This is a genomic window from Isoptericola cucumis, assembly GCF_014635665.1.
Taxonomy (GTDB): Bacteria; Actinomycetota; Actinomycetes; order Actinomycetales; family Cellulomonadaceae; genus Isoptericola; species Isoptericola cucumis.
Genome location: NZ_BMDG01000005.1, coordinates 245,618 through 269,750 on the forward strand (window position 1 = coordinate 245,618; position 24,133 = coordinate 269,750).

Annotated in this window: 19 protein-coding genes; 15 read left to right on the forward strand and 4 right to left on the reverse strand. The window is 75.7% G+C overall.

Features of this window, described 5'->3' with window-relative positions:
* Window positions 1–86: 86 nt before the first annotated feature.
* Window positions 87–1,064 carry a spermidine synthase gene (locus IEW03_RS09330; protein WP_188523385.1) on the reverse strand — a complete coding sequence of 326 codons (978 nt, stop codon included), beginning with the start codon at window positions 1,062–1,064 and terminating at the stop codon, window positions 87–89.
* 223 nt (window positions 1,065–1,287) lie between these two features.
* Here IEW03_RS09330 and IEW03_RS09335 point away from each other — a divergent pair, with 223 nt between their 5' ends.
* From IEW03_RS09335 to IEW03_RS09345, 3 genes are read left to right on the forward strand one after another with little or no spacing between them, the layout of a single operon-like run.
* Complete coding sequence (locus tag IEW03_RS09335; protein ID WP_229737864.1) at window positions 1,288–1,683, forward strand: SAV_6107 family HEPN domain-containing protein; 396 nt, start codon at window positions 1,288–1,290, stop codon at window positions 1,681–1,683.
* Entirely contained in the window at window positions 1,680–2,957 is a 1,278-nt protein-coding gene (gene dinB / locus IEW03_RS09340) for a DNA polymerase IV (RefSeq protein WP_188523387.1), read from the forward strand. The genes IEW03_RS09335 and dinB overlap by 4 nt, the downstream gene beginning before the upstream one ends.
* Window positions 2,958–2,994: 37 nt before the next feature.
* Window positions 2,995–3,444 (forward strand): SCO2097 family morphological protein, encoded by a 450-nt coding sequence (locus tag IEW03_RS09345; protein WP_188523388.1) that lies wholly within the window; start codon window positions 2,995–2,997, stop codon window positions 3,442–3,444.
* A gap of 6 nt (window positions 3,445–3,450) precedes the next feature.
* Here IEW03_RS09345 and IEW03_RS09350 read toward each other — a convergent pair whose 3' ends face one another.
* From IEW03_RS09350 to IEW03_RS09360, 3 genes are read right to left on the reverse strand one after another with little or no spacing between them, the layout of a single operon-like run.
* Complete coding sequence (locus tag IEW03_RS09350; protein ID WP_188523389.1) at window positions 3,451–5,673, reverse strand: transglutaminase TgpA family protein; 2,223 nt, start codon at window positions 5,671–5,673, stop codon at window positions 3,451–3,453.
* Window positions 5,670–7,034, reverse strand: a complete 1,365-nt coding sequence (locus IEW03_RS09355; protein ID WP_229737865.1) for a DUF58 domain-containing protein — start codon at window positions 7,032–7,034, stop codon at window positions 5,670–5,672. The genes IEW03_RS09350 and IEW03_RS09355 overlap by 4 nt, the downstream gene beginning before the upstream one ends.
* Before the next feature lie 11 nt (window positions 7,035–7,045).
* Window positions 7,046–8,140, reverse strand: a complete 1,095-nt coding sequence (locus tag IEW03_RS09360; protein ID WP_188523390.1) for an AAA family ATPase — start codon at window positions 8,138–8,140, stop codon at window positions 7,046–7,048.
* A gap of 451 nt (window positions 8,141–8,591) precedes the next feature.
* On the opposite strand from IEW03_RS09360, the gene mraZ reads away from it, so the two are divergent.
* From mraZ to IEW03_RS09420, 12 genes are all read left to right on the forward strand, one after another.
* Window positions 8,592–9,026: a division/cell wall cluster transcriptional repressor MraZ gene (gene mraZ, locus IEW03_RS09365; RefSeq protein ID WP_188523491.1), complete on the forward strand. Its 435-nt coding sequence runs from the start codon at window positions 8,592–8,594 to the stop codon at window positions 9,024–9,026.
* A gap of 196 nt (window positions 9,027–9,222) precedes the next feature.
* Window positions 9,223–10,287 carry a 16S rRNA (cytosine(1402)-N(4))-methyltransferase RsmH gene (rsmH, locus tag IEW03_RS09370; RefSeq protein ID WP_188523391.1) on the forward strand — a complete coding sequence of 355 codons (1,065 nt, stop codon included), beginning with the start codon at window positions 9,223–9,225 and terminating at the stop codon, window positions 10,285–10,287.
* Entirely contained in the window at window positions 10,284–10,733 is a 450-nt protein-coding gene (gene ftsL / locus IEW03_RS09375; protein ID WP_188523392.1) for a cell division protein FtsL, read from the forward strand. Before rsmH ends, ftsL begins: the two co-directional genes overlap by 4 nt.
* Window positions 10,734–10,927: 194 nt before the next feature.
* Window positions 10,928–12,841, forward strand: a complete 1,914-nt coding sequence (locus IEW03_RS09380; protein ID WP_229737866.1) for a peptidoglycan D,D-transpeptidase FtsI family protein — start codon at window positions 10,928–10,930, stop codon at window positions 12,839–12,841.
* Between the two features lie 63 nt (window positions 12,842–12,904).
* Window positions 12,905–14,593 carry a UDP-N-acetylmuramoyl-L-alanyl-D-glutamate--2,6-diaminopimelate ligase gene (locus IEW03_RS09385; protein ID WP_188523394.1) on the forward strand — a complete coding sequence of 563 codons (1,689 nt, stop codon included), beginning with the start codon at window positions 12,905–12,907 and terminating at the stop codon, window positions 14,591–14,593.
* Window positions 14,590–16,080, forward strand: coding sequence for a UDP-N-acetylmuramoyl-tripeptide--D-alanyl-D-alanine ligase (locus tag IEW03_RS09390; protein WP_188523395.1), 1,491 nt, complete (start codon window positions 14,590–14,592; stop codon window positions 16,078–16,080). Before IEW03_RS09385 ends, IEW03_RS09390 begins: the two co-directional genes overlap by 4 nt.
* A complete protein-coding gene (gene mraY, locus IEW03_RS09395) occupies window positions 16,077–17,159 on the forward strand; it encodes a phospho-N-acetylmuramoyl-pentapeptide-transferase (RefSeq protein WP_188523396.1) in 1,083 nt (360 codons plus the stop codon). The genes IEW03_RS09390 and mraY overlap by 4 nt, the downstream gene beginning before the upstream one ends.
* Window positions 17,156–18,703 carry a Mur ligase family protein gene (locus tag IEW03_RS09400; protein ID WP_229737867.1) on the forward strand — a complete coding sequence of 516 codons (1,548 nt, stop codon included), beginning with the start codon at window positions 17,156–17,158 and terminating at the stop codon, window positions 18,701–18,703. The genes mraY and IEW03_RS09400 overlap by 4 nt, the downstream gene beginning before the upstream one ends.
* 191 nt (window positions 18,704–18,894) lie before the next feature.
* Complete coding sequence (gene ftsW, locus IEW03_RS09405; RefSeq protein WP_308808204.1) at window positions 18,895–20,094, forward strand: putative lipid II flippase FtsW; 1,200 nt, start codon at window positions 18,895–18,897, stop codon at window positions 20,092–20,094.
* A 10-nt stretch (window positions 20,095–20,104) separates the two neighbouring features.
* Window positions 20,105–21,277 (forward strand): undecaprenyldiphospho-muramoylpentapeptide beta-N-acetylglucosaminyltransferase, encoded by a 1,173-nt coding sequence (gene murG / locus IEW03_RS09410; RefSeq protein WP_188523399.1) that lies wholly within the window; start codon window positions 20,105–20,107, stop codon window positions 21,275–21,277.
* Entirely contained in the window at window positions 21,274–22,863 is a 1,590-nt protein-coding gene (gene murC / locus IEW03_RS09415) for a UDP-N-acetylmuramate--L-alanine ligase (protein WP_188523400.1), read from the forward strand. The genes murG and murC overlap by 4 nt, the downstream gene beginning before the upstream one ends.
* Window positions 22,863–23,942: a cell division protein FtsQ/DivIB gene (locus tag IEW03_RS09420; protein ID WP_188523401.1), complete on the forward strand. Its 1,080-nt coding sequence runs from the start codon at window positions 22,863–22,865 to the stop codon at window positions 23,940–23,942. The genes murC and IEW03_RS09420 overlap by 1 nt, the downstream gene beginning before the upstream one ends.
* The last annotated feature ends 191 nt before the right edge of the window (window positions 23,943–24,133 follow it).

A 24,133-nucleotide genomic window follows, 5' to 3' on the forward strand; every position in this document is an offset into this window, starting at 1 on the left:
GGCCGTGACCCGGACCGGGTCGCGGCCCTTCGTCGTGCCCGGGCCGAGCGCCTCGCGCTCGGTTCCCCGTTCTCCGTGCGCCGCTGTCAGTGGCCCGCGGACGGCGCCGGGAGCCCCGCGAAGCGCGTCACGTCGCCGCCGGCCAGGAGCTGTGCCGGCACGGCGAGGGAGCGCAGGGCGCGCACGACCGCTGGTGCGGCGAGGTCCAGCCCCGGCTCCGCGTCCACCGGTGCGCCGCGACCGTCCGTGGCGTCGGCCGGGTCGCCCTCCGGCCCGGGGTCGGCGTCGCCGGCGGGCGCACGTACCGCGGCCAGCACGACGTTGCCGTAGCGCCGGCCCTTGAGCACCCCCGGCTCGGCGACGGCGGCGAGCCTGCCGGCGTCGGCGGCGTCGGCCCCGAAGACGCCGGCGAGCGTCGCGACCTCGCGGCGGGCGAGGCTCAGCGGCGGCCGGTCGGCGCAGTTCGCCAGCAGCACCCCGCCGGGCCGCAGGGCGCGGTGCGCGGCGTGCGCGAACGCGGCGTCGGCGAGGTGGTCGGGTGTGCGGTCGCCGGCGAACACGTCGCGCACGACGACGTCGAACGACGCCGGGCGCACGGAGGCCAGCGCCCGGCCGGCGTCGTCGGCCCGCAGCCGCAGGGCCGGGGAGCGCGGCAGGTCGAACCACTCGCGCACCAGGGCCAGCAGCCGGGCGTCGATGTCCACGCCGAGCTGGCGCGAGCCGGGGCGTTCGTGCTCGACGTGCCGGGCGAGGGCGCACCCGGCGGCGCCGAGGTGCAGCACCCGCAGGGGCCCGCCCGGCATGGCGGCCAGGACGGCGGCCATCTGCTGCATGTACTCGAAGGCGAGGAAGCCGGGGTCGTCGAGGTCGAGTGCCGAGCTGGGCACGCCGTTGACGTGCAGCGTCACCAGGTGCGGCCGGTCCGGGTCGCGCTCGACGCTTGCCGATCCGGTGTCGATGGCGACGGCTCCGGCGGGAAGTGTCGGTGCCTCGCGCGATCCTGGGTGACGTCGGCCGGGACGGCGTTGCGCGCGTGCGGCGCCGGAGCGGGAGGTGCGGGGCATGGCACCAGTCTCCCTGCTCGGCGCCGGGCGAAGGATTGACAGGTTCGAACAGGTGTTCGACACTGGACGAGCGCGGGGGACCGCGGAGCACGGGAGGTGCACGATGGCGGCTCGGACGAGGGCCCACGAGGTCCGGACACAGGCGCGTGCGTCGAACGGTGGGGCGGCGCCCCGCGGCTCCCGCACACCCACGGTCCGGCCGTGGCACGGGGTCGACCCGGAGGTGGCCCGCCTCCTGGCCCGTTCCGACCTCGAGCTGGCGGCCGCCACGGCCACCGACGACCCGGCGGAGCGGTTCGTGCACGCGCACCTGGCGGCGCTGCGGGCGGCGGCCGCGGTCGTCGCGCTGCGGGGCCGACCCTCGCCCCGGTCGGGCGCCCGGTCGGTGTGGGACATGCTCGCGCGCGTGGAGCCGGACCTGGCGACGTGGTCCGGGTACTTCGCGTCGGGGGCGCGGCTTCGGGCGGCCGTCGACGCCGGCCACGGCGAGCAGGTGGATGCCCGGCGGGCCGCGGAGCTCGTGGCCTGCGCGGAGGACTTCCGTGACGAGGTCGGCATCCTGGTCGACCCGGACGCCGGCTTCGCCCGTCCGCTCGACCTGACTCCGGCGGCGTCGTGAGCCGAGGCCCGCGGGCGCCGGGGGCGTTTCGCGACTGGGGCTCCGACGAGTCGGGGACCTCGGTGCTGCACGTCGACATGGACGCCTTCTTCGCGTCGTGCGAGCTGGCACGCCGCCCGGAGCTGCGCGGGCGCCCGGTGATCGTGGGCGGCCAGGGGCGCGGGGTCGTCCTGGCGGCGACCTACGAGGCGCGGGCCTTCGGGGTGCGTTCCGCCATGTCGATGGCCGCGGCGCTGCGCCTGTGCCCCCACGCCGTCGTCGTCCCCCCGGAGCACGGGCTGTACCAGCAGGTGTCCGAGTCGGTCATGGGGATGCTCGGGGAGATCACCGCCCTGGTCGAGCGCGTCTCCGTCGACGAGGCGTTCCTCGACGTGAGCGGTGCGCGCCGCCGGCTCGGCAGCCCGACGGAGATCGGGGCCCGGCTCCGCGAACGGGTCCAGGCGCGGCACGGGATCACCTGCTCGGTGGGTGTCGCGCGCAACAAGTTCGTGGCCAAGCTCGCCTCCACGCACGCCAAGCCCGACGGCATGATGCTGGTGCCGGCCGACGCCACCGTCGCGTTCCTGCGGACGCTCCCGGTCGGCGCCCTGTGGGGCGTGGGGGACAAGACGGAGCAGGCGCTCGCGCGGTGGGGCATCACCACGGTCGCGGAGCTGGCCGACACCGACGTGCCGACGCTCCAGGCGGCCGTCGGCAGCGTCTCCGGTGCGCACCTGCACGACCTCGCCTGGGGAAGGGACCCGCGCCCCGTGGTCCCGGGCCACGAGGAGCGCAGCATCGGTGCGGAGACGACCTTCGCCCATGACCTCTGGGACATCGGTGCGGTCGAGAAGCGGGTGCTCGAGCTGGCCGACCGGGTGGCAGCGCGCCTGCGGCACCAGGGCATCGTCGCCCGGACGGTGTCCGTGAAGGTTCGCACGAGCGACTTCCGCACCCTGACCAGGGCCCGGACGCTCAGCACCCCGACCGACGTCGCGCGTGAGGTCTACCTCGTCGCGCGTGAGCTGCTGGCGGCTGCCGACCTGCGCGGGCTACCCGTGCGCCTGGTCGGCGTCCGTGGAGAGAACCTGCAGGTCAGGGAGGGATTGGCTGAGCAGCAGACCCTGGAGGAGTCGCTGGACGCGCGTCATGACGCGCGCCGCGAGGTGGAGGTGACCCTCGACGCGGTCAGGGAGAAGTTCGGCCGATCGGCGATCCGTCTCGGCGCCGGCGACCCCCGGCGGGGGGATTCCTCCACGCCGACTACCGTGCCGCCCGCTGCGGGCCTATCCTGAGGGGGTAAACGTTCCACCGCGAGACCCGGGGGACTCGATGCCTCTGTCCGAGTACGAGCAGCGGGTGCTGGAGCAGATGGAGCGCGCTCTGAGCAGCGATGACCCGCGTCTGGCCAGCACCCTCCAACAGGCGCGCCGCAAGTCGCCGATGCGTTACGTCCTTGCCGGTGTCGGCGTCGTCGCCGGCCTGCTGTTGCTCGTCGTCGGAGTCTCGACGTCGCAGACATGGGTCGGGGTGGTCGGCTTCGTGCTCATGTTCGCGGGGGTGGCGTACGCGTTCTCCTCCCCTCGCAAGTCGGGACCGACAGGGGTGGTCCGCGAGGACGGGTCGGTCGACCCCTCCTCGACGCCGGGCCACGCCCGTCCCGCGACGAACAACCCCCGGCCCGCCGCCAACACCGGCCGGCCCGCGCGCGGCGCGAAGAACGACGGGTTCCTCTCCCGGCTCGAGGAGCGGTGGGAGCGCCGCCGGCAGCAGGGGAGCTGACCCTCCTCAGGACGACCGGAGGAGCTGCGTCAGCTCGTCCCTGACCGACGAGGTGAGCTCGGTGAGCTCACCGGGCGTCGGCAGGTCCGGGTCCCGTGCGTAGCGCGCCGCTTCCGTGGCGCCGGCGAGGGTGCCGAGGTCGGCGACCAGGTCGTCGTCGAGAGCCGTGCCGGTGCGCTCCGCCACCCGCTCGGCGATCGCCCGAGGGGCTCGGCGCAGGGTCGTGGGGGGCGGCAGGCTCACGCCGCCCGCGTCGAGCGCCCCGAGCACCTCCTGCCAGGCGCGTTCCGGATCGAGAGGTGGCGCTTCCCGGCGCCGGCGCAGGACGAGCGCCACGACCGCGCCCACCAGGCCTGCCAGCAGGAGGCTGGTGGTGATCCACACCCACGCGGGCACACCCTCGTCGACGGGGGTCACGGCATCGGCGGGGGCTGACGCCGGAGGTTCCTGCTCCTGCGGTGCCTCGGACACCGGCCGACGGTTCTCGAGGTCGTTCCCGGTGGGAACCGGGGCCGGTCCACCGCCGGACTCCGGCACGGTGTAATCGGGTGCCGAGCCGGTCTGCTGTGCGGGCGTCGGCTCGAAACGCACCCACCCGGTGTCGGGGAAGTAGACCTCTGGCCAGGCGTGCGAGTCCTGCCCGGTGATCTCCCAGACCCCGTCGTCGGAGCGGTCCCCGGGCAGGTAGCCGACGGCCATGCGCGTGGGGATGCCCAGCGACCGGGCCATCACCACCATGGTGGTGGCGAACTGGATGCAGTAGCCCGTGCGGTGCTGCAGGAAGTCCCACACCGGGTCGCCGGTGCCGCCTCGCGGCAGGGTCGTCGAGTAGGTGAACGTGCCGGGGTTGCGCAACCAACGCTGGATCGCGACGGCCTGGTCGTACGGGGTCTGCGCGTCGGCGGTGACCTCGCGCGCCGTCTCGGCGATGTCCTCGGAGTGAGCGGTGTCCGGCAGCTCGGTGAGCGCCGGGTCCACGTCCGTCGTGGGCGCCGACCGGAGGGTCTCGGGCGACAGGTCTCGGGGCAGGACGCCCAGCGTGTAGGCGTCGCCGCTGTCGGTCAGACCGCCGACGACCTCGTCCCGGGAGGTGTCGTAACCCCACGGCTCGGGCGCCTCGACGCTCCGCGGGTCGATCGGCAGGGGCAGCTTGTCGTCGCGGAGCTCGCCGACGGTCACCGCCACCTCCAGCGGGTCGCCGGTGGTCGGAGGGTCCTCGGGCCACAGGACGTCGTCGGCGTCGAACGGCTGGCCGTCGCGTTCCTCGCCGCGCTGCCACCGCCGGCCGTCGAAGGCGGTCGCGGTGTAGCTGCGCAAGGGGCCGACGTCGGCCTCCGGCCCGGAGTAGCGCAGGACGACGGCGTCCGACCGTTCCGTGAGGCTGGAGAGGATGTCGAGGTCCTCGGCCAGGCGGATGGTGTCGCCCGTCGTGGTGAAGGCGCGGTACCAGCCGCCCGCCGCTCCGGGGAGCGCGCCCGACGCGCTGCCCACCAGGCCCGCGGTGATCGCCACGCTCATCGCTGCGAGCGTGGTGACGAGCGCCCGGGAGCGTTCGGCCCGGCGGACCGGGGCCGGCGGCCGTTCCGCGCGGCGTCGCGCCCGGGCGCCGACGGGACCGTCGATGGTGAGCAGCAGGAGCAGCGCGCTGACCGTGACGACGAAGACCCCCCACGGGACCTCGCCCGTCAGGACCAGGGGAGGGCCCCACAGCGCGAGCAGCGGGACGCCGACCGCCGCGGGCCGTCGCAGCCCGCCGGCGAGCACGTCGGCGAGCAGCAGCACCAGCAGCGTCCCGCCGACGGCGAGCAGGGCGATCGGCAGGGTGCCGTCGACGGGGGCCACCTCGGAGCGGGCGATCTCACCGGCGTCTCCGAGACGCGCGGTGGCGCGGCCGAGGTGCTGCGGGGTGACGACGAGGCTCAGGTCGGACGTCGGACCGCCGTACCGCGCGAGCACGTACCACCCCGCCACGACGGCCCCGGCCAGCGTCGGCAGCACCGACCCCGGCTCCCGTCCCGCGGTGCGGCGGCGTCGGCCCCGCCGTTCGATCATGACCCGCGTCGTGATGGTCGTGGCCGAGACGAGTGCGACCCCGAGCAGGCCGGCACGGACCCACGGCCCCGCGAGCACGACGGTCGTGAGGGAGAGCATCGAGGCGGCGACCGCGACGGCGACGAGCACGCCGGTGGTCACCGTGCGGACGACGGGGCCCGCGTGGGCGGGGATCATGCGGCACGCTCCATGAGGCTGGCCCAGGCGCGGTCCGGCTCCGTGCCCGCGGCACAGACGGCGACCCGCCACCCGGCCTGTCGCAGGTCGGCGGCGGTCCGCCCGCCGTCGTCGCCGTCGGACCGGGGCGGGACCACGACCGCCCAGCAGGTGCCCTCGGCCGCCATCCGGGCCAGGTCGTGACGGGCGCCGTCAGGCACGGGCGCCAGGACGCCCACGGTGATCTCGGCCTGGGTGCGGCTCACCCGCAGGGCCCGGACCGTGGCGGTGATCGCGTCGTCGGCCTCGCTCGCCGCACGGTGCCCCTGGATGTCCACGGCGGCGTCGAGCACGGCGCCGCGGCCGGTGAGGGAGCCGGTGACGAAGCCGGGGGCGACGACGGTACGCCCGGTGGGCACCAGGCGTACCGGGTGCCCCGCCTCCAGGAACGACACGGCGATCGACGCGGCGAGCTCCACGGCCCGCTCGCCGTCCTCCTGCCGGTGCAGCGTGCGCTGGGAGGGCCATCCGCCGGTGCGGGTGTCGGGCGGCGGGGCCAGCAGCGACCGGTCGAGGAGCACGGTGACGGGCCGGACCCCGGCGCTCTCGTCGGCCCGGACCATGAGGCGGCCCTGCCGGGCGGAGCCCGCCCAGTGCACGCGCCGCGGGTCGTCGCCGGCCACGTACTCGCGCAGCACCGAGTCGTCGGAGGCGGCCAGGCGGGCGCCCGTCGCGGCACGGTCCACGTCGCCCCGGACGCGGGTGCGGGTGGGCAGGTCGACGGTGCGCGGCCGGACGGCCACGTGCGTCGCGTCGCCGAGCGGCTGGGTGGTCCGCACCAGGCCGAAGACGTCCGTGCGGGTGGTGAGCAGGGGCCCGAGCGCCCAGCGGCCGCGGCGGGCGGGGGTCAGCGTGTAGCCCACGGCGATGCGGTCGGGGTGCGCGGTGACGCGCGCCCGGATGCCGTGGGGTCCGGCCAGCTCGTGCGCCGCCTGCTCGGAGAGCCGCAGGCGGGCGAGCCGCTCGTACGCCGCCCCCGTGCGTGCTCGCGCCCCCACGACGAGCCGGACGGCGGTCGACTGGTCGCGGACGACGGGGTGGGGGGTCAGCGCGCGGGTGACGACGAGCGCGCCGCGCCCGGCGTCGAGGCGCTGGAGGCCCATGACCGCCCAGGCGAACGCGACGGCGAGCACCGCGGCGCTGCCGAGCCCGGTGATGTCCGGCAGCTCGAGGAGCACGCCGCAGGCGGCGAGCGCGAGCCCGGCGCACAGCAGCGCCGTGCCGCGGCCGGTGAGGCGGACGCGGGCGAGGCGCTGCAGGGCGCCGGGGGTCGACGGGCTCTCGCGTTCCGTCGGCCCGGCGGTCGCGGTGTCGCTCACCACGGCCGGCTCCTCTACCGGCCGCGGCCGGAGACGGGACGGAACGCCGCGGCGCGCGCGGGCGCGGCGTGCGGTCCCGGGACCGGGGTGCGCTGGACGATCTCCTCCACGACCTCCTCCGCGGTGGTGCCGCTCAGCCGGGCCTCGGTGCCGAGGATGAGGCGGTGGGCGAGCACCGGGAGGGTCAGCCCCTGCACGTCGTCCGGCAGCACGTGCTCGCGCCCGGACATCGCGGCGAGCGCCTTCGCGACCTTGAGGAGCTGGAGGGAGGCCCGCGGCGAGGCGCCGAGCCGCAGGCCGGGGTGCTCGCGGGTGGCACCGACGAGGTCGAGCACGTACTGCTTGACGGCGGGTGCCGCGTGGACGGCGCGCACGGCGCCGGCGAAGCGCACCATGTCGTCCCCGGTGGTGACCGGCGACAGGTGGGCGAGCGGGCTGGCGGCCTCCTGCCGGTCGAGCATCTGCAGCTCGGCGTCGTTGTCCGGGTAGCCGACCGTCAGGCGCGCGGTGAACCGGTCCCGCTGCGCCTCGGGCAGCGGATAGGTGCCTTCCATCTCCACGGGGTTCTGCGTCGCCACGACGAGGAAGGGGCGCGGCAGCGTGTGGGTGGTCCCGTCGACGGTGGTCTGGCCCTCCTCCATGCACTCGAGCAGCGCGGACTGGGTCTTGGGCGACGCACGGTTGATCTCGTCGCCGATGACGATGTTGTTGAACACGGGCCCGGGCCGGAACTCGAAGTCGTGGGTCGCCGTGCGGAAGATGTTCACGCCGGTGAGGTCGCTGGGCAGCAGGTCGGGCGTGAACTGGATCCGGCCGACCTGGCAGTCGATGCTGCGCGCCAGCGCCTTGGCGAGCGTCGTCTTGCCGACACCGGGGACGTCCTCGATGAGGAGGTGGCCCTCGGCCAGGAGGACGGCGACGGTGATGTCGGCGAGGTCCGGGCGCCCGGCGACGACGGAGTCGATGGCGTCGCGCACGCGGGCCGTCGCGTCGACGAGCTCGCCCAGACCGTGCCGCAGCGCGTCGCCGTGGTGTCCGTCGGGACCGCCTGCTCCCCCCGGCTGGTTCGGGACTCCGGTCAGTGCGGGAGAGGCGGGATCTGGGTGCACGGGTGACCTCCGGTTCACTGACTCGTGACGGTTCCTCGAAGCCTAGTGGACGAGCATGCCGCACAGGTGATCTGCGTCACGACTTCCACCCGGTCGTCGTGCGGGACGTCGGGCGGTCGTCGTGCCCCACTTCCCTCCCGCCGGCGGCGGCGGGCCCCCTGCTCTCGCCGAGCGGGCCGGTCGACCGCGCCCGCCGGGGCCGAGATGTCCGGTCCGTACGGGGTGCGACGCCGCGGCGCCTGGCCGGGGCGCGCCGGGGCCAGAATCTCCCTCCACCGACGGTCACGTCGCTGACCTGCGGAGACGTTCCTGCACGTCCGTCAAGGGGAGAACTACCCGGGTGAATCCCGCGCCCGGTGGAGGAAAGTGGAGTAGCGTGGAGCATGCGGGAGCGCGAGGGGAGGTGCGAGCCGTGGCAGGTGGTCTGGGGGACGCGTTTCCTGGCTCTGGCCTGCTGCTGGGTACGTACACCCCCAAGCTCGACGAGAAGGGCCGGCTCATCCTCCCGGCGAAGTTCCGCGCCCGACTCGCTCCCGGCCTCGTCATGACCCGAGGGCAGGAACGGTGTCTCTTCCTGCTCCCGATGGACGAGTTCGGCCGCATGTACGAGCAGGTCCGGCAGGCGCCGGTCACCAGCCGGCAGGCGCGCGACTACCTGCGCGTGTTCCTGTCGGGGGCGAGCGACGAGGTGCCGGACAAGCAAGGACGGGTGGTGGTTCCCCCGGCGCTGCGTGCGTACGCCGGTCTCGACCGGGACGTCGCCGTGATCGGGGCCGGGACACGCGTGGAGATCTGGGACCGCCCCACCTGGGAGACCTACCTCGCCGAGCAGGAGTCCGCGTACTCCGAGACGGCGGAGCAGATCCTCCCGGACCTGCAGTTCTGAGGGTCGCAAGCACAACAGCACATCGGCACCACAGCGGCACGGCACCCGGCCCCGATCGGTGAGGCCTCCTCCCGCGAGAGTCTGACGCACTTCCCCGGCGCCAGAACGCGGAGGGAGACCTGACCGGCCGGGGCCGGCCCTGACCAGCCGCACCGACACCAGCACCGACGAGAGCACCGGAAGGAGGGAGGCCGCCGTGTCCGACACGACACCCGACACGACACCCGACGGGACGCCGGACGACCGAGCCGCGGCCGGCGCCCCCGCGAGCGACCGCCACCTGCCGGTCCTGCTGCAGCGCTGCGTCGACCTCCTCGCCCCGGCGCTCCGGGCGCCGGGCAGCGTCCTGGTCGACTGCACGCTGGGCATGGGCGGCCACACCGAGGCCGTCCTCGAGCAGGTCCCGACCGCCCGCGTGGTGGGCATCGACCGCGACCCGCAGGCCCTCGAGCTCGCGGGCGCCCGGCTCGCGCGCTTCGGCGACCGGTTCACCGGCGTGCACGCGGTGTACGACGAGGTGGGCGACGTGGTCGCCGACCTCGGCCTGCCCGGCGTCCAGGGCGTGCTCATGGACCTCGGCGTCTCGTCCCTCCAGCTGGACGAGGCCGAGCGCGGGTTCGCGTACTCCCAGGACGCGCCGCTCGACATGCGCATGGACCAGTCGCGCGGCCTCACGGCGGCCGACGTCCTCAACACCTACGACCAGCGCGACCTGGTGCGGATCCTGCGCGACTACGGCGAGGAGCGGTTCGCGCTGCGCGTCGCCCGGGCCATCGTGCGCCGGCGCGAGGAGCGCCCGTGGGCGCGGACCGCGGAGCTGGCCGACGTCGTGCGGGGAGCCATCCCGGCCGCCACCCGCAAGACGGGCGGCAACCCGTCCAAGCGCACGTTCCAGGCGCTGCGGATCGAGGTGAACGGCGAGCTCGAGGTCCTCGAGCGGGCCGTGCCGGCGGCGATCGAGGCGCTCGCCGTGGGCGGCCGGATCGTCGTGGAGTCGTACCACTCGCTGGAGGACCGCATCGTCAAGCGTGCGCTCGCCCGCGGCACGACCTCGAGCGCCCCCGAGGGGCTGCCCGTCGAGCCCGAGACGCACCGCCCGTACCTGGAGCCCCTGACCCGGGGCGCCGAGGAGGCGGACGCCGCCGAGCTGGAACGCAACCCCCGCTCGGCGTCGGTGCGGCTGCGTGCCGCCCAGCGCCTGCGTCCCACCCCGTCCCACCTGCTGCCGAGCTCCCGACCGAACAAGGAGGCCCGCCGATGAGTGCACTGCGCGCCCCGGCCACCACCGGGACCCGGACCGGCGCGGCACCAGGCCGCGCGCCGCTGTCGGCCGTCGAGGGGGGTGCGGCCCGCGGACGGCGGCTCGACGCGGTCCGGGCGCCGTTGCAGGCGACGTCGGGCGTACCCTTCCTCGTGCTGTGCGGCATCGTGCTCACGGTGGCCCTCCTGGCGGCCCTGCTGCTGAACATCACGATGGCGCGCGGGTCGTACGAGACGGCGCAGCTGCAGCGCGAGGTCGGCCGCGTGGCCCAGGACGTCCAGACCAAGCAGGCCGAGCTGCGCGCGCACGAGGCCTCCCTGCCCGAGCGCGCCGAGCAGCTCGGCATGGTGCCGGCGGACGAGGTGACGATGATCAGCATCGACACCCGCACGAAGGCGGGCATCGGCAGCAAGAAGGGTGCGCAGGGCTCGACGGAGGAGCCGTGAGCGCTCCCGGGTCGGGGCGCGCGCCCGGCCGCGGCGGGGCGCCACGACAGGGCACGGCTCGGCAGGGGGCGCCTCGGCAGGGCGCCGCTCGGTCAGGGGCCGCCCGGCAGGGCCGAGGCCGGTCGACCGGCGAGCGGGCGACACGCCCGCGCACGGGTCGCGCCGCGAGCGGTGCCGCACCGCAGAATCGAGGCGTGGCACCCCGGACCAGCGGCACCAGCAGCGCCCCGCGCAAGCGGGCGCCGGCGTCGGCCGGGGTGACGCGCACGGCCGGGCGGACGCCGGCCCGTGGCGGGGGCGCGCCCCCGCGGTCGCCCCGCCCGCCACGGACGGCGGGGCGCGGGCCGGGGTCGCCGGAGCGGCGTCAGCGCTGGCTCGTCGTCGTCGCCGTGCTGGTGCTGACGGTCTTCGTGGGCCGGCTGGTGCAGGTCCAGGTGGTCAACGGGCCGGCGCTGGCCGCGGAGGCCCAGGCCATGCGGCTGAGCACCGACGTGCAGCTCGCGCACCGCGGCGACATCCTCGACGCGAACGGCCGGGTGCTGGCCACGAGCGTCGACCGGTACACGGTGGTGGGCGACCAGCTCGCCATCCAGGGGTTCCGGGGCGACACCAAGGTCGACAAGGCCACGGGGCAGCCGGTCGACGACGGGGCGCTGGGCATCGCGCAGCTCCTCGGCCCGGTCCTGGACGAGCCGCCCGCCGAGCTCGCCGCCAAGCTGAACGGTGACGACCGGTACGTGATCCTCAAGCGCAACGTCGTGCCGGAGGTGCAGCGGGCGATCGCCGAGCTCGGCCTGCAGGCCTACGTCCGCACCGACCTCACCTCGAGGCGAACGTACCCGGCCGCGGAGGTCGCCGGTCCGCTGGTCGGGTTCGTGGACCGCGAGCAGACGGGCCAGGGCGGGCTGGAGCGCGCCTACGACGACGTGCTCTCCGGCACGGACGGCCGCACCGTCTTCGAGCGCGGCCTCGACGGCGTGCCGATCCCCGGTGCGCAGGTCGAGTCCGTCCCGGCCGTCCCGGGCAGCGACGTCGAGCTCACCATCGACGAGGACGTCCAGTGGAAGGCCGAGGAGCTCCTCGACGGGGCGGTCTCGGCCACGGGTGCGAAGTACGCGATGGCGATCGTCCAGGACACCCGCACCAGCGAGGTGCTCGCGGTGGCGGACTCGGGCGACGTCGACCCGAACGACCGCTCGACGTCCGCCGTCGCGGACGGCTCGCGCGCGGTGAAGGACGTCTTCGAGCCCGGCTCGACCGGCAAGGTCATCACGATGGCTGCGGCGCTCGAGGGCGGGTACTGGACCCCGGACAGCCAGTTCCGGGTGCCCTACCGGTACACGGCCCCGAACGGGGAGTCGTTCAAGGACTCGCACGAGCACGCGGAGCAGCGCCTCACGCTCGCGGGTGTGCTGGCCCACTCGTCGAACACGGGCACCGTGCAGATCGGCGAGAAGATCCCCGAGCAGGTGCGGCTCGACTACCTGAAGAAGTTCGGCTTCGGCGCGCCGAGCGGCCTCGGGCTGCCGGGGGAGTCGGCCGGGATCCTGCCCGACGAGGCGAGCTTCGCCAGCGACTCGCGGACGCCGTACACGATCCTGTTCGGCCAGGGCGTGGCCGTGAACGCGATGCAGGCGACGCAGGTCTTCTCCACCCTCGCCAACGGCGGGGTACGGGTGGAGCCCAGCCTGTACGCCGGGTCCCGCGACTCCGACGGGACGTTCACGCCCGGCCCCGAGCCGGAGACCACGCGCGTCGTCTCGGAGAAGACCGCCGACTCCGTGATGCGGATGCTCGAGTCGGTGACGAGCGAGGAGGGCACCGCGAAGAACGCGCAGGTGCCCGGCTACCGCGTCGCGGGCAAGACCGGGACGGCGCAGATGTGGCTGCCGGGCGGCGGCACCACCTACATGGCGTCCTTCATCGGCGTCGCCCCGGCGGACGACCCGCGCTACACCGTGTCGATCTTCCTGCGCAGCCCGCAGTCGTCGATCTACGGCGGCGTGGTGGCGGCCCCGGTCTTCAGCGACCTGATGGGATACACGCTGCAGAAGCGGGACGTGCCGCCGAGCACCTCGGCGGCCGACCCGTACGAGCTCGAGTGGTGACGGTCGTCATGGCGGGGGCCCGGGACACCGGCGACGCGTCGCTCAGAGGGTAGGTTCTACTCCGTGACATCCCCGTATCCCCGGATCCGGCCGACGGGCACCACGCCCCGCCGGGTGCGGGACCTCGCGCTGACCTTCGGGCTCGAGCAGGCGCCCGTGACCTCGCCGGACACCCCCTCCGCAGGCGGGCGGCAGGCCCCCGCCGACGTCGTCGTCACCTCCGTGGCGTCGGACAACCGCGCGGCCGCCGACGGCGACCTGTTCGTGGCCCTGCCCGGTGCGCACGCGCACGGCGCCCGCTTCGCCCCCGACGCCGTCGCCCGCGGCGCGCGTGCCGTGCTCACGGACGCCCACGGTGCCGCGGCCCTCGCGGCCGGCGACCTGCCTCCGGGGGTCCCGGTGCTGGTGGCGGCCGATCCGCGGGCGGTCCTCGGTCCGGTCGCGGCGTGGGTCTACGGCGAGCCCGCCGAGCACCTGATGACGTTCGGCGTCACGGGCACCAACGGCAAGACCACCACGACGTACCAGGTCGACCACCTCCTGCGGGCGCTGGGCTGGACGGGTGGCCTCGTCGGCACCGTCGAGACCCGCGCCGGCGACCAGGTGCTCCCGAGCCGTCTCACGACGCCCGAGGCCGCGGACCTGCAGGCCGTGCTCGCCGCGATGTGCGAGGCCGGCGTGCACACCCTCGCGATGGAGGTCTCCTCGCACTCGCTGTCCATGCACCGCGTGGACGGGATCGAGTTCGGCGTCGTCGGCTTCACCAACCTCAGCCAGGACCACCTCGACTTCCACGGCGACCTGCAGGCCTACTTCGACGCCAAGGCGTCGCTGTTCACGCCGGCCCGGGCCCGCCGCGGCGTCGTCGTGGTCGACGACGTGTGGGGCGAGCGGATGGCCGCCGCCGCCGAGGTCCCGGTCGCCACGCTGCGCACCCGGCCCGCGCGGGCCGACGAGCCTGCCGCCGACTGGAGCGTCACCGACGTCGCGCCGCACGGCACCGGCTCGGCGTTCACGCTGACCCATCGCGACGGGCGTTCCCTGCGTACCAGCACGTCGCTGCCCGGCGGCTTCAACGTCGCGAACGCGGCGCTCGCGGTCGCGATGGTGCTCGAGGGCGGCGCGCACCTGGAGGACGTGGTCGAGGCGCTCGAGTCCGCCGGCGGGCTGAGCGCCACCGTGCCGGGCCGCATGGAGGTCGTGGGGGCCGGCGACGACGCCGGTGAGCCCGGCCAGCCGCGCGTCGTCGTCGACTTCGCGCACAACACCGACGCGCTCGAGCTCGCGCTGGCCGCGCTGCGCCCGACGACGACCGGGCGGCTCGTGGTCGTGTTCGGGGCCACCGGCGACCGGGACCCGGGCAAGCGGCCCGCGATGGGGGCCGCGGCGGTCGCGGGGGCGGACGTCGTCGTCGTGACCGACGACGACCCGCACTCCGAGGACGCCGCCGCCGTGCGTGCCGCCGTGCTCGACGGGGCGCGCGCCGCCCAGCAGGTCGCGCGCGAGGCGGGCCGCGACGTCACCGTGCTCGAGGTGGCGCCGCGCGGCGAGGCGATCGCCCGCGCCGTGGCAGGCGCCGGCGCCGCGGACACCGTGCTCGTGGCCGGCCGCGGCCACGAGACCGTCCAGGAGGTCGCGGGCGTCGACCTCGAGCTGGACGACCGCGTCGAGGCGCGCCGAGCACTGCAGCAGCGTCTCGCCGGCGGCGAGGACCAGGGCCGCGAGCACCAGGAGAGGACCACCACCGCATGATCGAGCTGACCGCTGCCGACGTCGCCACGGCGACCGGGGGCCGGCTGCACGCCGACGCCGACGCCCGCGTGACCGGGCCCGTCGTCGTGGACTCACGCCGGGCAGGGCCCGGGTCGCTGTTCGTCGCGCTGCCGGGGGAGCGCGTCGACGGGCACGACTTCGCGTCCGCCGCGCTCGAGGCGGGGGCGACCCTCGTGCTCGCGGCCCGCGAGCTGGCGGGCGTGCCCACCGTCGTCGTCGACGACGTGCAGGCGGCCCTGGGCGAGCTGGCGCGCGCCGTGCTGGCCCGCGCCCGCGCGGCCGGCGACCTGCGGGTCGTGGCCGTCACCGGGTCGGTCGGCAAGACGACCACCAAGGACCTGCTGGGCCAGCTGCTCGTCGGGTCCGGCGCCGGGCAGACGTCCGCGGAGTCGATCATCGTGCCCGCAGGCTCGTTCAACAACGAGGTCGGCCTGCCGCTGACGGTCCTGCGGGTCCAGGCGGACACGCGCTACCTGGTGCTCGAGATGGGCGCCGACGGCCCGGGGAACATCGCCTACCTCACGCGCATCGCGCCGCCCGACGTGGGCGTCGTCCTCGCCGTGGGCACCGCGCACGTGGGCAAGTTCGGGTCGGTCGAGGCGATCGCCGCGACGAAGGCCGAGATGGTCACGGGTGTCGTCCCCGGGGGCACGGTCGTGCTCAACGCGGACGACCAGCGGGTCGCCGCGATGGCGTCCGGCGCCGCGGCGGACCGGAGCGTCGTCACCTTCGGCACGATCCCCGCGGCCGACGTCCGCGCGCGGGACGTCGAGGTCGACGCGACGGGACGGGCCGGGTTCGGCCTGCAGGTCACGGGCGGCGAGCCGCTGCCGGTGCGCCTGCGCCTGGTCGGGGCGCACCACGTGAGCAACGCGCTCGCCGCGGCCGCCGTGGCGACCGCGCTGGGCGTCCCCGCACCGGTGCTGGCCGAGGGGCTGTCGCAGGCGACGCCCGTCAGCCCGCACCGCATGGCGGTCACCGAGCGGCCCGACGGCGTGACCGTCGTCGACGACGCCTACAACGCGAACCCGGACTCGATGCGCGCCGCCCTGCGCGCGCTCGCCGTGATGGCGGGGCGCGATCGCCGGTCGGTCGCGGTGCTGGGGGAGATGCTCGAGCTGGGCGACGGCTCGCGCGCCGCGCACGACGCGATCGGCCGGCTCGTGGTCCGATTGAACATCAAGCTCCTCGTCGTCGTGGGCGAGGGCGCGTACCACATCCACGAGGGCGCCCTGCAGGAGGGCTCCTGGGGAGAGGAGTCGGTCTTCGTGCCTGACCTCGACTCCGCGCGCGCCGTGCTCGCGGACGCCCTCGCTCCCGGCGACGTCGTCCTCGTGAAGTCGTCGCTCGGGTCCGGGCTGTGGCGCCTCGGCGACGAGCTCGCCGCCGGCGGGCCCGAGGCGTCGACCCCGTCGTCGACCCTGTCGTCGACCCCGACGGAGCCCGGCACGGAGGTCGCCCCGTGATCGCGATCCTCGCCGCGGCGGGCGTCTCCCTGCTCGTCGCGCTCTTCGGCACGCCCCTGTTCATCCGGTTCCTCGTGCACCGCAACTACGGCCAGTTCGTGCGCCAGGACGGCCCGACCGCCCACTTCACCAAGCGCGGCACCCCCACGATGGGCGGGGTCGTCATCATCGGGGCGACGCTCGTCGGCGTGGCGGCGTCCATGCTCGTCGCCGGCCGCCCGCCCAGCGCGTCGGCGCTGCTGTGCCTCTACCTCATGACGGGGCTGGGGCTCGTCGGCTTCCTCGACGACTTCACCAAGATCCGCAAGCAGCGCTCCCTGGGGCTGACGGCGAAGGCGAAGATCGTCGGGCAGGGCTTCGTCGGGATCAGCTTCGCCGTGCTCGCGCTGCAGTTCCCCAACGCGAACGCGCGCACCCCGGCCTCCATGCGCATCTCCTTCCTGCGCGACACCAACCTGGACCTGGCGTTCGCCGGCGCGACGGTCGGCCTCATCCTGTTCGTGGTGTGGGCCAACTTCCTCATCACGGCGTGGTCGAACGCGGTGAACCTCACGGACGGCCTGGACGGCCTGGCCACCGGGGTGTCGCTGGCGGTCTTCGGCGCCTACGTGCTCGTGTGCATCTGGCAGCTCAACCAGTCCTGCCAGCGGCTCGCCGCGGCGGGCCCGCGCTGCTACGAGGTGCGCGACCCGCAGGACCTCGCGATCGTCGCCGCCGCCATCGTGGGTGCCTGCTTCGGCTTCCTGTGGTGGAACGCCAGCCCGGCGAAGATCTTCATGGGCGACACCGGCTCGCTCGCTCTCGGCGGCGCGCTCGCCGGCATCTCGATCCTGAGCCGCACGGAGATCCTGGCGGCCCTCATCGGCGGCCTGTTCGTCATCATCGTCATGTCCGACGTCATCCAGATCGGCTTCTTCAAGCTGACCGGCAAACGCGTGTTCAAGATGGCACCGCTGCACCACCACTTCGAGCTGTCCGGCTGGGGCGAGGTCACGATCGTCATCCGGTTCTGGCTCATCGCCGGGCTGTTCGCCGCCCTCGGCATGGGCGTCTTCTACGCCGAGTGGGTCGTGACGTGACCGGTCGTCCCGCGGACGTGCTCGACGGGGCGCGGGTGCTCGTCGCCGGCCTCGGTGTCACCGGGCGCGCCGTCGTGGCCGCCCTGGCGGGGCGGGTCGCCTCCGTCGTCACGGTGGACGCGCGCGCGTCCGACGCCGACGTGGCGGGCGCCGACGACGCCCCGACCGCCGAGCGGCTCGTCGCCGCCGCCGACCTGGTCGTCGCCTCGCCCGGCTGGCCGCCGAGCGCGCCGCTCCTGGCTGCGGCCCGGGCCGCGGGCGTGCCGGTCTGGAGCGAGGTGGAGCTCGCGTGGCGGCTGCGGGTGGACCGGGCTCCCGCCGACGGCGCGGACGGCCGCGGGCCGGCGCCCTGGCTCGCGGTGACCGGCACCAACGGCAAGACGACGACCGTGGAGATGCTCGCCTCCATCCTCACGGCGGCGGGCCTGCGCACCGCGGCCGTGGGCAACGTCGGCACGCCGCTGGTCTCCGTGGCCGTGGACCCGTCGTACGACGTGCTGGCCGTCGAGCTGTCCAGCTTCCAGCTGCACCACACGCTCACCACCTCGTTCGAGGCGGCGGCCGTGCTCAACGTCGCCCCGGACCACCTGGACTGGCACGGGTCGCTCGAGGCGTACGCCGCCGACAAGGGACGCGTGTACGCCCGCGCGCAGGTCGCGTGCGTCTACAACGTGGCCGACCCGCGCACCGAGCAGCTCGTGCGCGACGCCGACGTCGTCGAGGGCGCCCGCGCCGTCGGATTCACCCTCGGCGCCCCGCGGCCGGGCCAGCTCGGCCTCGTGGAGGACGTGCTGGTGGACCGGGCGTTCCACGCGCCGGCCGACGACCCTGCGCGGCACGGGTCCGCCGCCGAGCTCGGCACGCTCGACGACCTGGCGCACCTGGCGCCGGCGGCCGGACCAGGCCACGGGTCCGAGCCGGGAGCCGAGAGCGGGTCGGAGGGCGCGGCGGCCGACGCGCGCGGGCAGGTGCCCGGGCACGTGGTCGCCGACGCCCTGGCGGCGGCGGCCCTCGCGCGTGCCCACGGGGTGCCGGCGGTGGCCGTACGCGACGGGCTGCGGGCGTTCCGCACGGGGGCGCACCGCATCGAGCGCGTCCGGGTGCTCGACGGCGTGGCCTACGTGGACGACTCGAAGGCCACCAACCCGCACGCGGCGTCCGCGTCGCTCGCCGGCTTCGCGCCCGGCACGGTGGTGTGGGTCGCGGGCGGGCTGGCGAAGGGCGCGACGTTCGACGACCTCGTCGCCGCCCGCGCCGACCGCCTCCGGGCGGCCGTCGTCATCGGGGCCGACCCGGAGCCGATGCGGGGCGCGCTCGCCCGACACGCGCCCGAGGTCCCGGTCGCCGTGGTCGATCCCGGCGACACTGGTTCCGTGATGCGTCGGGCGGTCGCCGCCGCGCGGGACCTCGCCCACGAGGGCGACACCGTGCTGCTGGCCCCGGCCGGCGCGTCGATGGACCAGTTCGCCTCCTACGCCCGGCGCGGGGAGGCCTTCGCCGCCGCGGTGCGTGACCTGCCGTCGCACCCCGGGGCGGAGCGGTAGGCGGCGCCCGGCGCGCCGCACGAGGCACGGGAGAGCGGATGGCGGTCACGACGAGCACCCGGCGGTCCGCCGGACGCCCCGGCCGTCCCGAGCGCACGGGTCGCTCCGAGCGACCGGGTCGCACGGCACGCACCGGTCCCGAGCGCACCGGTCGCTCCGAGCGTCCGTGGCTCGGGCAGTGGAACTCGACCGTGACGAGCTACTACCTGCTCGTCGGCGCCACCGGCCTGCTGCTGGTGGTCGGGCTCGTCATGGTGCTGTCCAGCTCGACGATCGAGTCGATCGCGGCGGGCAAGTCCCCGTACGCGGCGTTCATCGTCCAGGGCCGGTACGCACTCATCGGGCTGCCGTTCATGCTCCTCGCGGCGCGGCTGCCGGTGCGCTGGTACAAGCGGCTCGCGTGGCCGGCGCTGCTGGTCTCCCTCGGGTTGCTGGCGGCCGTGCCGTTCCTCGGCAAGGTCGTCAACGGCAACCGCAACTGGCTGGTGCTCGGCCCCGTCCAGTTCCAGCCGTCCGAGCTGGCGAAGCTGGCGCTGGCGCTGTGGCTGGGGGCGGTGCTGGGGCGCAAGCAGCACCTGCTCGGGCGCTGGGGCCAGGCGTTGATGCCCGCCGCCGTGGGGCTGGCGGCCGTCATCGGGCTGGTCCTCGCCGGGCACGACCTGGGCACGGCCCTGGTGATCGCGATGCTCGGGCTCGGCGCCTACTGGGTCTCCGGGGCGCCGGCCTCGCTGCTCGTCGGGGGCGGCGCCGCGGCTGCGGCCCTCGTCGGCTGGCTGTTCATCGTCAATCAGGACAGCAGCGACCGGATCACCCGCATCCTCGCGACCTACGGGTCGTCGTGCGACGCCGCCACCGAGTGCTACCAGTCGATCCACGGCCTGTACGGGCTGGGCACCGGCGGGCTCTTCGGCGTCGGGCTGGGCGCCAGCCGGGAGAAGTGGAACTACCTGCCCGAGGCCCACAACGACTTCATCTACGCCGTCGTCGGCGAGGAGCTCGGCCTCCTGGGCACGCTGCTCGTGCTGGCGCTCTTCGCCGTGCTCGGGGTGGCGATGGCGCGCGTCGTGCGCCGCCACCCGGACCCGTTCGTGAAGATCACCACGGCCGCGATCGCGTGCTGGATCGTCGGGCAGGCGTTCGTGAACATCGGCGTGGTGATCGGCGTCCTGCCGGTCATCGGAGTCCCCCTCCCGCTGGTGTCCGCCGGCGGGTCGGCGCTGGTCACGACGATGGCGGCCCTGGGCGTCGTCATCAGCTTCGCGCGCTCCGAGCCGGGTGCGGCGGAGGCGCTCGCCGCCCGCCAGAGCGTCGTGAAGAGATCGGTCGGCGTGCTGTCGCGTCGCCGTGGGCACCGGCGGGAGCGTCGTGGTGGGGGTCCGTCCGGCCGATAGGGTCGCGGGTGTGAAGAGTTCTGCAGTCACTTCCGTCGTGCTCGCCGGCGGCGGCACGGCCGGCCACGTCAACCCCCTACTCGCCGTCGCGGACGAGCTGCGCTCCCGGGAGCCCGAGGCGCGCGTGCTCGCCCTCGGCACCACCAGCGGGCTGGAGGCCGAGCTGGTCCCCGCGCGCGGCTACCGCCTCTGGCCGGTGCCCCGGGTGCCGCTGCCGCGCCGTCCGAGCGTCGACCTCCTGCGCCTGCCCGGCCGCCTGACGGCGGCGGTGCGCGCCGCGGAGGCGGCGATCGACGAGATCGACGCGCAGGCCGTGGTCGGCTTCGGCGGCTACGTCTCCACCCCCGCCTACCTCGCCGCCCGGCGGCGGGGCGTGCCGGTGGTGATCCACGAGCAGAACGCCCGGCCCGGGCTCGCCAACAAGCTCGGCGCCCGCTGGGCCGCGCGCGTCGGGGCGACCTTCCCCGGCACGACCCTGCCCGGGGCGCAGGTCGTCGGCCTCCCGCTGCGCGCCGAGATCTCCGCGCTGGTCGCCGAGCGGGAGCGCGACGCCGCCGGGGCCCGCGTGCGCGCCGCCGACGCCCTCGGCCTGGACGCCACGCTGCCGACGCTCGTCGTCACGGGCGGCTCGTCCGGGGCCGCGTCGGTGAACGCCGCGCTCGCGGGCGCGGTCGACGCCCTGCTCGGTGCCGGTGTCCAGGTGCTGCACCTCACGGGCAAGGGCAAGGACGGCCCGGTGCGCACGGCGGTCGAGACCGCCACGGCGGCCGGGGCGCACGAGGCCTCGCGCTACCAGGTGCGCGAGTACCTGTCGGAGATGCACCTGGCGCTCGCGGTCGCGGACCTCGTCGTCGCCCGGTCCGGTGCGGGCACCGTGTGCGAGCTGGCCGCCCTGGGCGTGCCGGCCGTCTACGTCCCGCTGCCCATCGGCAACGGCGAGCAGCGCCTCAACGCGGCACCGCTCGTGGAGGCGGGCGGCGGGCTCCTGGTCGACGACGCGGACCTCACCCCGGCCTGGGTCGCCCAGCAGGTGCCCGCGCTCCTCGCCGACCGCGACCGTCTCGGGGGGATGGCCGCGGCGGCGCGGGCCGCGGGCGTGCGCGACGCCGCGGCACGCGTCGCGGACCTCGTGGGCGAGGCCGTCGCCGAGTCCGGCCGGACGTCGACCGGCCAGCAGGCATGACCGGCGCCGCGGGACCCGAGGACGCACCGGGCGTCGCCGGCGTGGCCGAGCTCGGCCGGGTGCACCTGGTGGGCGTCGGCGGGGCCGGCATGTCCGTCGTCGCACGTCTGCTCGCCGCGCGTGGCGTCGACGTGCAGGGCTCCGACGCGGTCGCCTCGCCCGCGCTGGAGGCGCTGCGCGCCGACGGCGTGCAGGTGTGGGTGGGGCACGACGCCGCGCACGTGGTCGGCGCCGACGGCGCGCCGCTGGTCGACACCCTCGTGGTCTCGTCCGCGGTGCGCGAGACGAACCCCGAGCTCGCCGCGGCGCGCGGGGCGGGGGTGCGGGTGCTGCACCGCTCCCAGGCGCTCGCGTCCCTGATGCTCGACCGGCGCGCCGTCGCGGTGGCCGGCGCGCACGGCAAGACGACGACGTCGGCCATGGTCGCGACGGTGCTGCGGGCCTGCGGCGTCGACGCGTCGTTCGCGATCGGCGGCACGGTCCGGGTGCGTGACGCCGACGGCGCCGAGACCGCCGTGCCCGGCGGGCACCTCGGGGACTCCGACGTACTGGTCGCCGAGGCGGACGAGTCGGACGGCTCGTTCCTCAACTACGCCCCGACGGTCGCGGTGGTCACCAACGTCGAGCCCGACCACCTCGACCACTACGGCTCGCGGGAGGCCTTCGAGGAGGCGTTCGTCCGGTTCGCCGGCAGGATCGTGCCGGGTGGTGTCCTGGTGGCCTGCGGCGACGACGCCGGCTCGGCGGCGCTCGCGGAGGCGCACCGCGCGTCGGGCGGCGCGGTCGTGACGTACGGGTGCGAGCCGGGCGGGGACCCGGAGACCCACGTGCACGTGCGCGACGTCGTGCCGGGCGCCGGCACCGTCACCGCGACGCTCGTGGGCGGCCCGCTCGGCGACGTGCCGCACGAGCTCCGTCTCGACGTCCCCGGCGCGCACAACGCCCTCAACGCGGCCGCCGCCGTGACCACGGCCGTGCTGCTCGGCGCGGAGCCGGCCCGGGCGGTCGCCGGGGCCACGACGTTCGTCGGTACCGGGCGTCGCTTCGAGCTCCGCGGCGAGGCCGGCGGGGTGCGGGTGGTGGACAGCTACGACCACCACCCGACCGAGGTGGAGGCGCTGCTGCGCGCGGCCCGCCCGGTGGCGGCCGGGGGGCGGATCGTGGTGCTCTTCCAGCCCCACCTGTACTCGCGCACCCGGATCTTCGCCGGGCGGTTCGCCGCCGCGCTCGCCCTCGCCGACGAGGTGGTGGTCACGGGCGTGTACCGGGCGCGGGAGGAGGTCGACCCGCAGGTCGGGGCGCACACGATCACCGACGCCGGCGACCGGACGGCCTCCGGCGGTCGGCTGCGCGCCGTGGAGGACAAGGTGGAGGCCGCGCACGTGGTCGCCGCGCTCGCGCGCCCCGGGGACCTGGTCCTCACCGTCGGTGCCGGCGACGTGACCGAGCTCGGGCCCGTCGTCCTCGCGGACCTCGCGGCGGCCGCCGGCGACGTGCCGGGCGCGGCCGCGGCGGAGGGCTCGACCGACGGCACGACCGGCGTGGCGGCGCCGGGCGAGGGGGCCGCTGCGGGGACCATGGACTGATGCGACCCCCGCCACGTCCGCGCAAGACGTCTCGTGCCGAGGCGTCCGGCCCTGGATCGTCCGGCACTGGCAAGTCCGGCGTCGAGAGGTCCGGCTCGCGGCCGGCCACTGGTGCGACGCCGCGCGCGGCGGCCCGGCCTTCGACGGCGGGCGGCGGGCGGTCGGCCACCGCCACGGCCACCCGGACGGCTGCTGCAGCACGACCGACCGACGCGCGCAAGACCGACGCGCGCAAGACCGACGAGCGGAAGACGGGCGAGCGGCAGACGGGCGCCGCGTCCGCGTCCGGTCGGGCGTCCGCGCGCACCACGGAGCTGGCCGTCGGCCCCGCGACGGAGGAGAGGCCGGCGCGCGTGTCGACGGCGATGGCCGACCGGCTGGCGGAACGGTCGGCCATGCGGCGGCACCGGACGTGGCGCCGGGTCGTCGCGTGGGTCCTGGTCCTCGCGGTCCTCGCGGGGCTCGCCGTGGGCGCGTTCTGGTCGCCGGTGCTGGCACTGGAGCGCGACGACGTCGTCGTGACGGGTGAGGGCAGGACCGTCGACCCGGACGCCGTGCGCGAGGTCGTCGAGGCGGCGGCCGGCACACCGCTGCCGCGGCTGGACACCGTGGCGCTGCGCGAGCAGATCCTCGACCTGCACGGTGTCAAGGACGTGAGCCTCGCCCGGGCCTGGCCGCACGGCCTGCGGGTCACGCTCACGGCGCGCGTCCCGGTGGCGGCGGTCCCCGACGACGGCGGGTACGTCGTCCTCGACTCCGAGGGGGTGCGGCTCGGGACCCGCCCGTCGGCGCCGTCCGGTCTCGCGGAGGTCGCGGTGCCCCTCGACGACGTGCTCGCCCTGCAGGCCGCGCTCCACGTGCTGGCCGCACTGCCGCCGCGCGTCGAGCGCAGCGTCGAGCAGGTCGGCGCCCGGACGCAGGATGCCGTCGAGACCGTGCTGGACGACGGCACGACGGTGCGGTGGGGGAGCAGCGAGCAGATGGCGCTCAAGGTCGAGGCGATGCGCACGGTGCGCAAGCTGGACCCCGACGCGACGACGATCGACGTGTCGTCGCCCGAGCTGCCGGTGAGCCGATGACGCCCCCGGGCGCGGAGCACGGGCGGGACGAGAAGTCCGGCACCGGGCGCGCGCGACACGCCGCACCACGTCCGTCGTGGTGCCGGGCGCGACGCATACCGTCGAACGCAGCAGCAACCTGACATAACTATAACCCTCAACTCGAACCTTAAGGTTCGGGTTTCCGGGACAGGAGCCACCGCGGCGAGGGG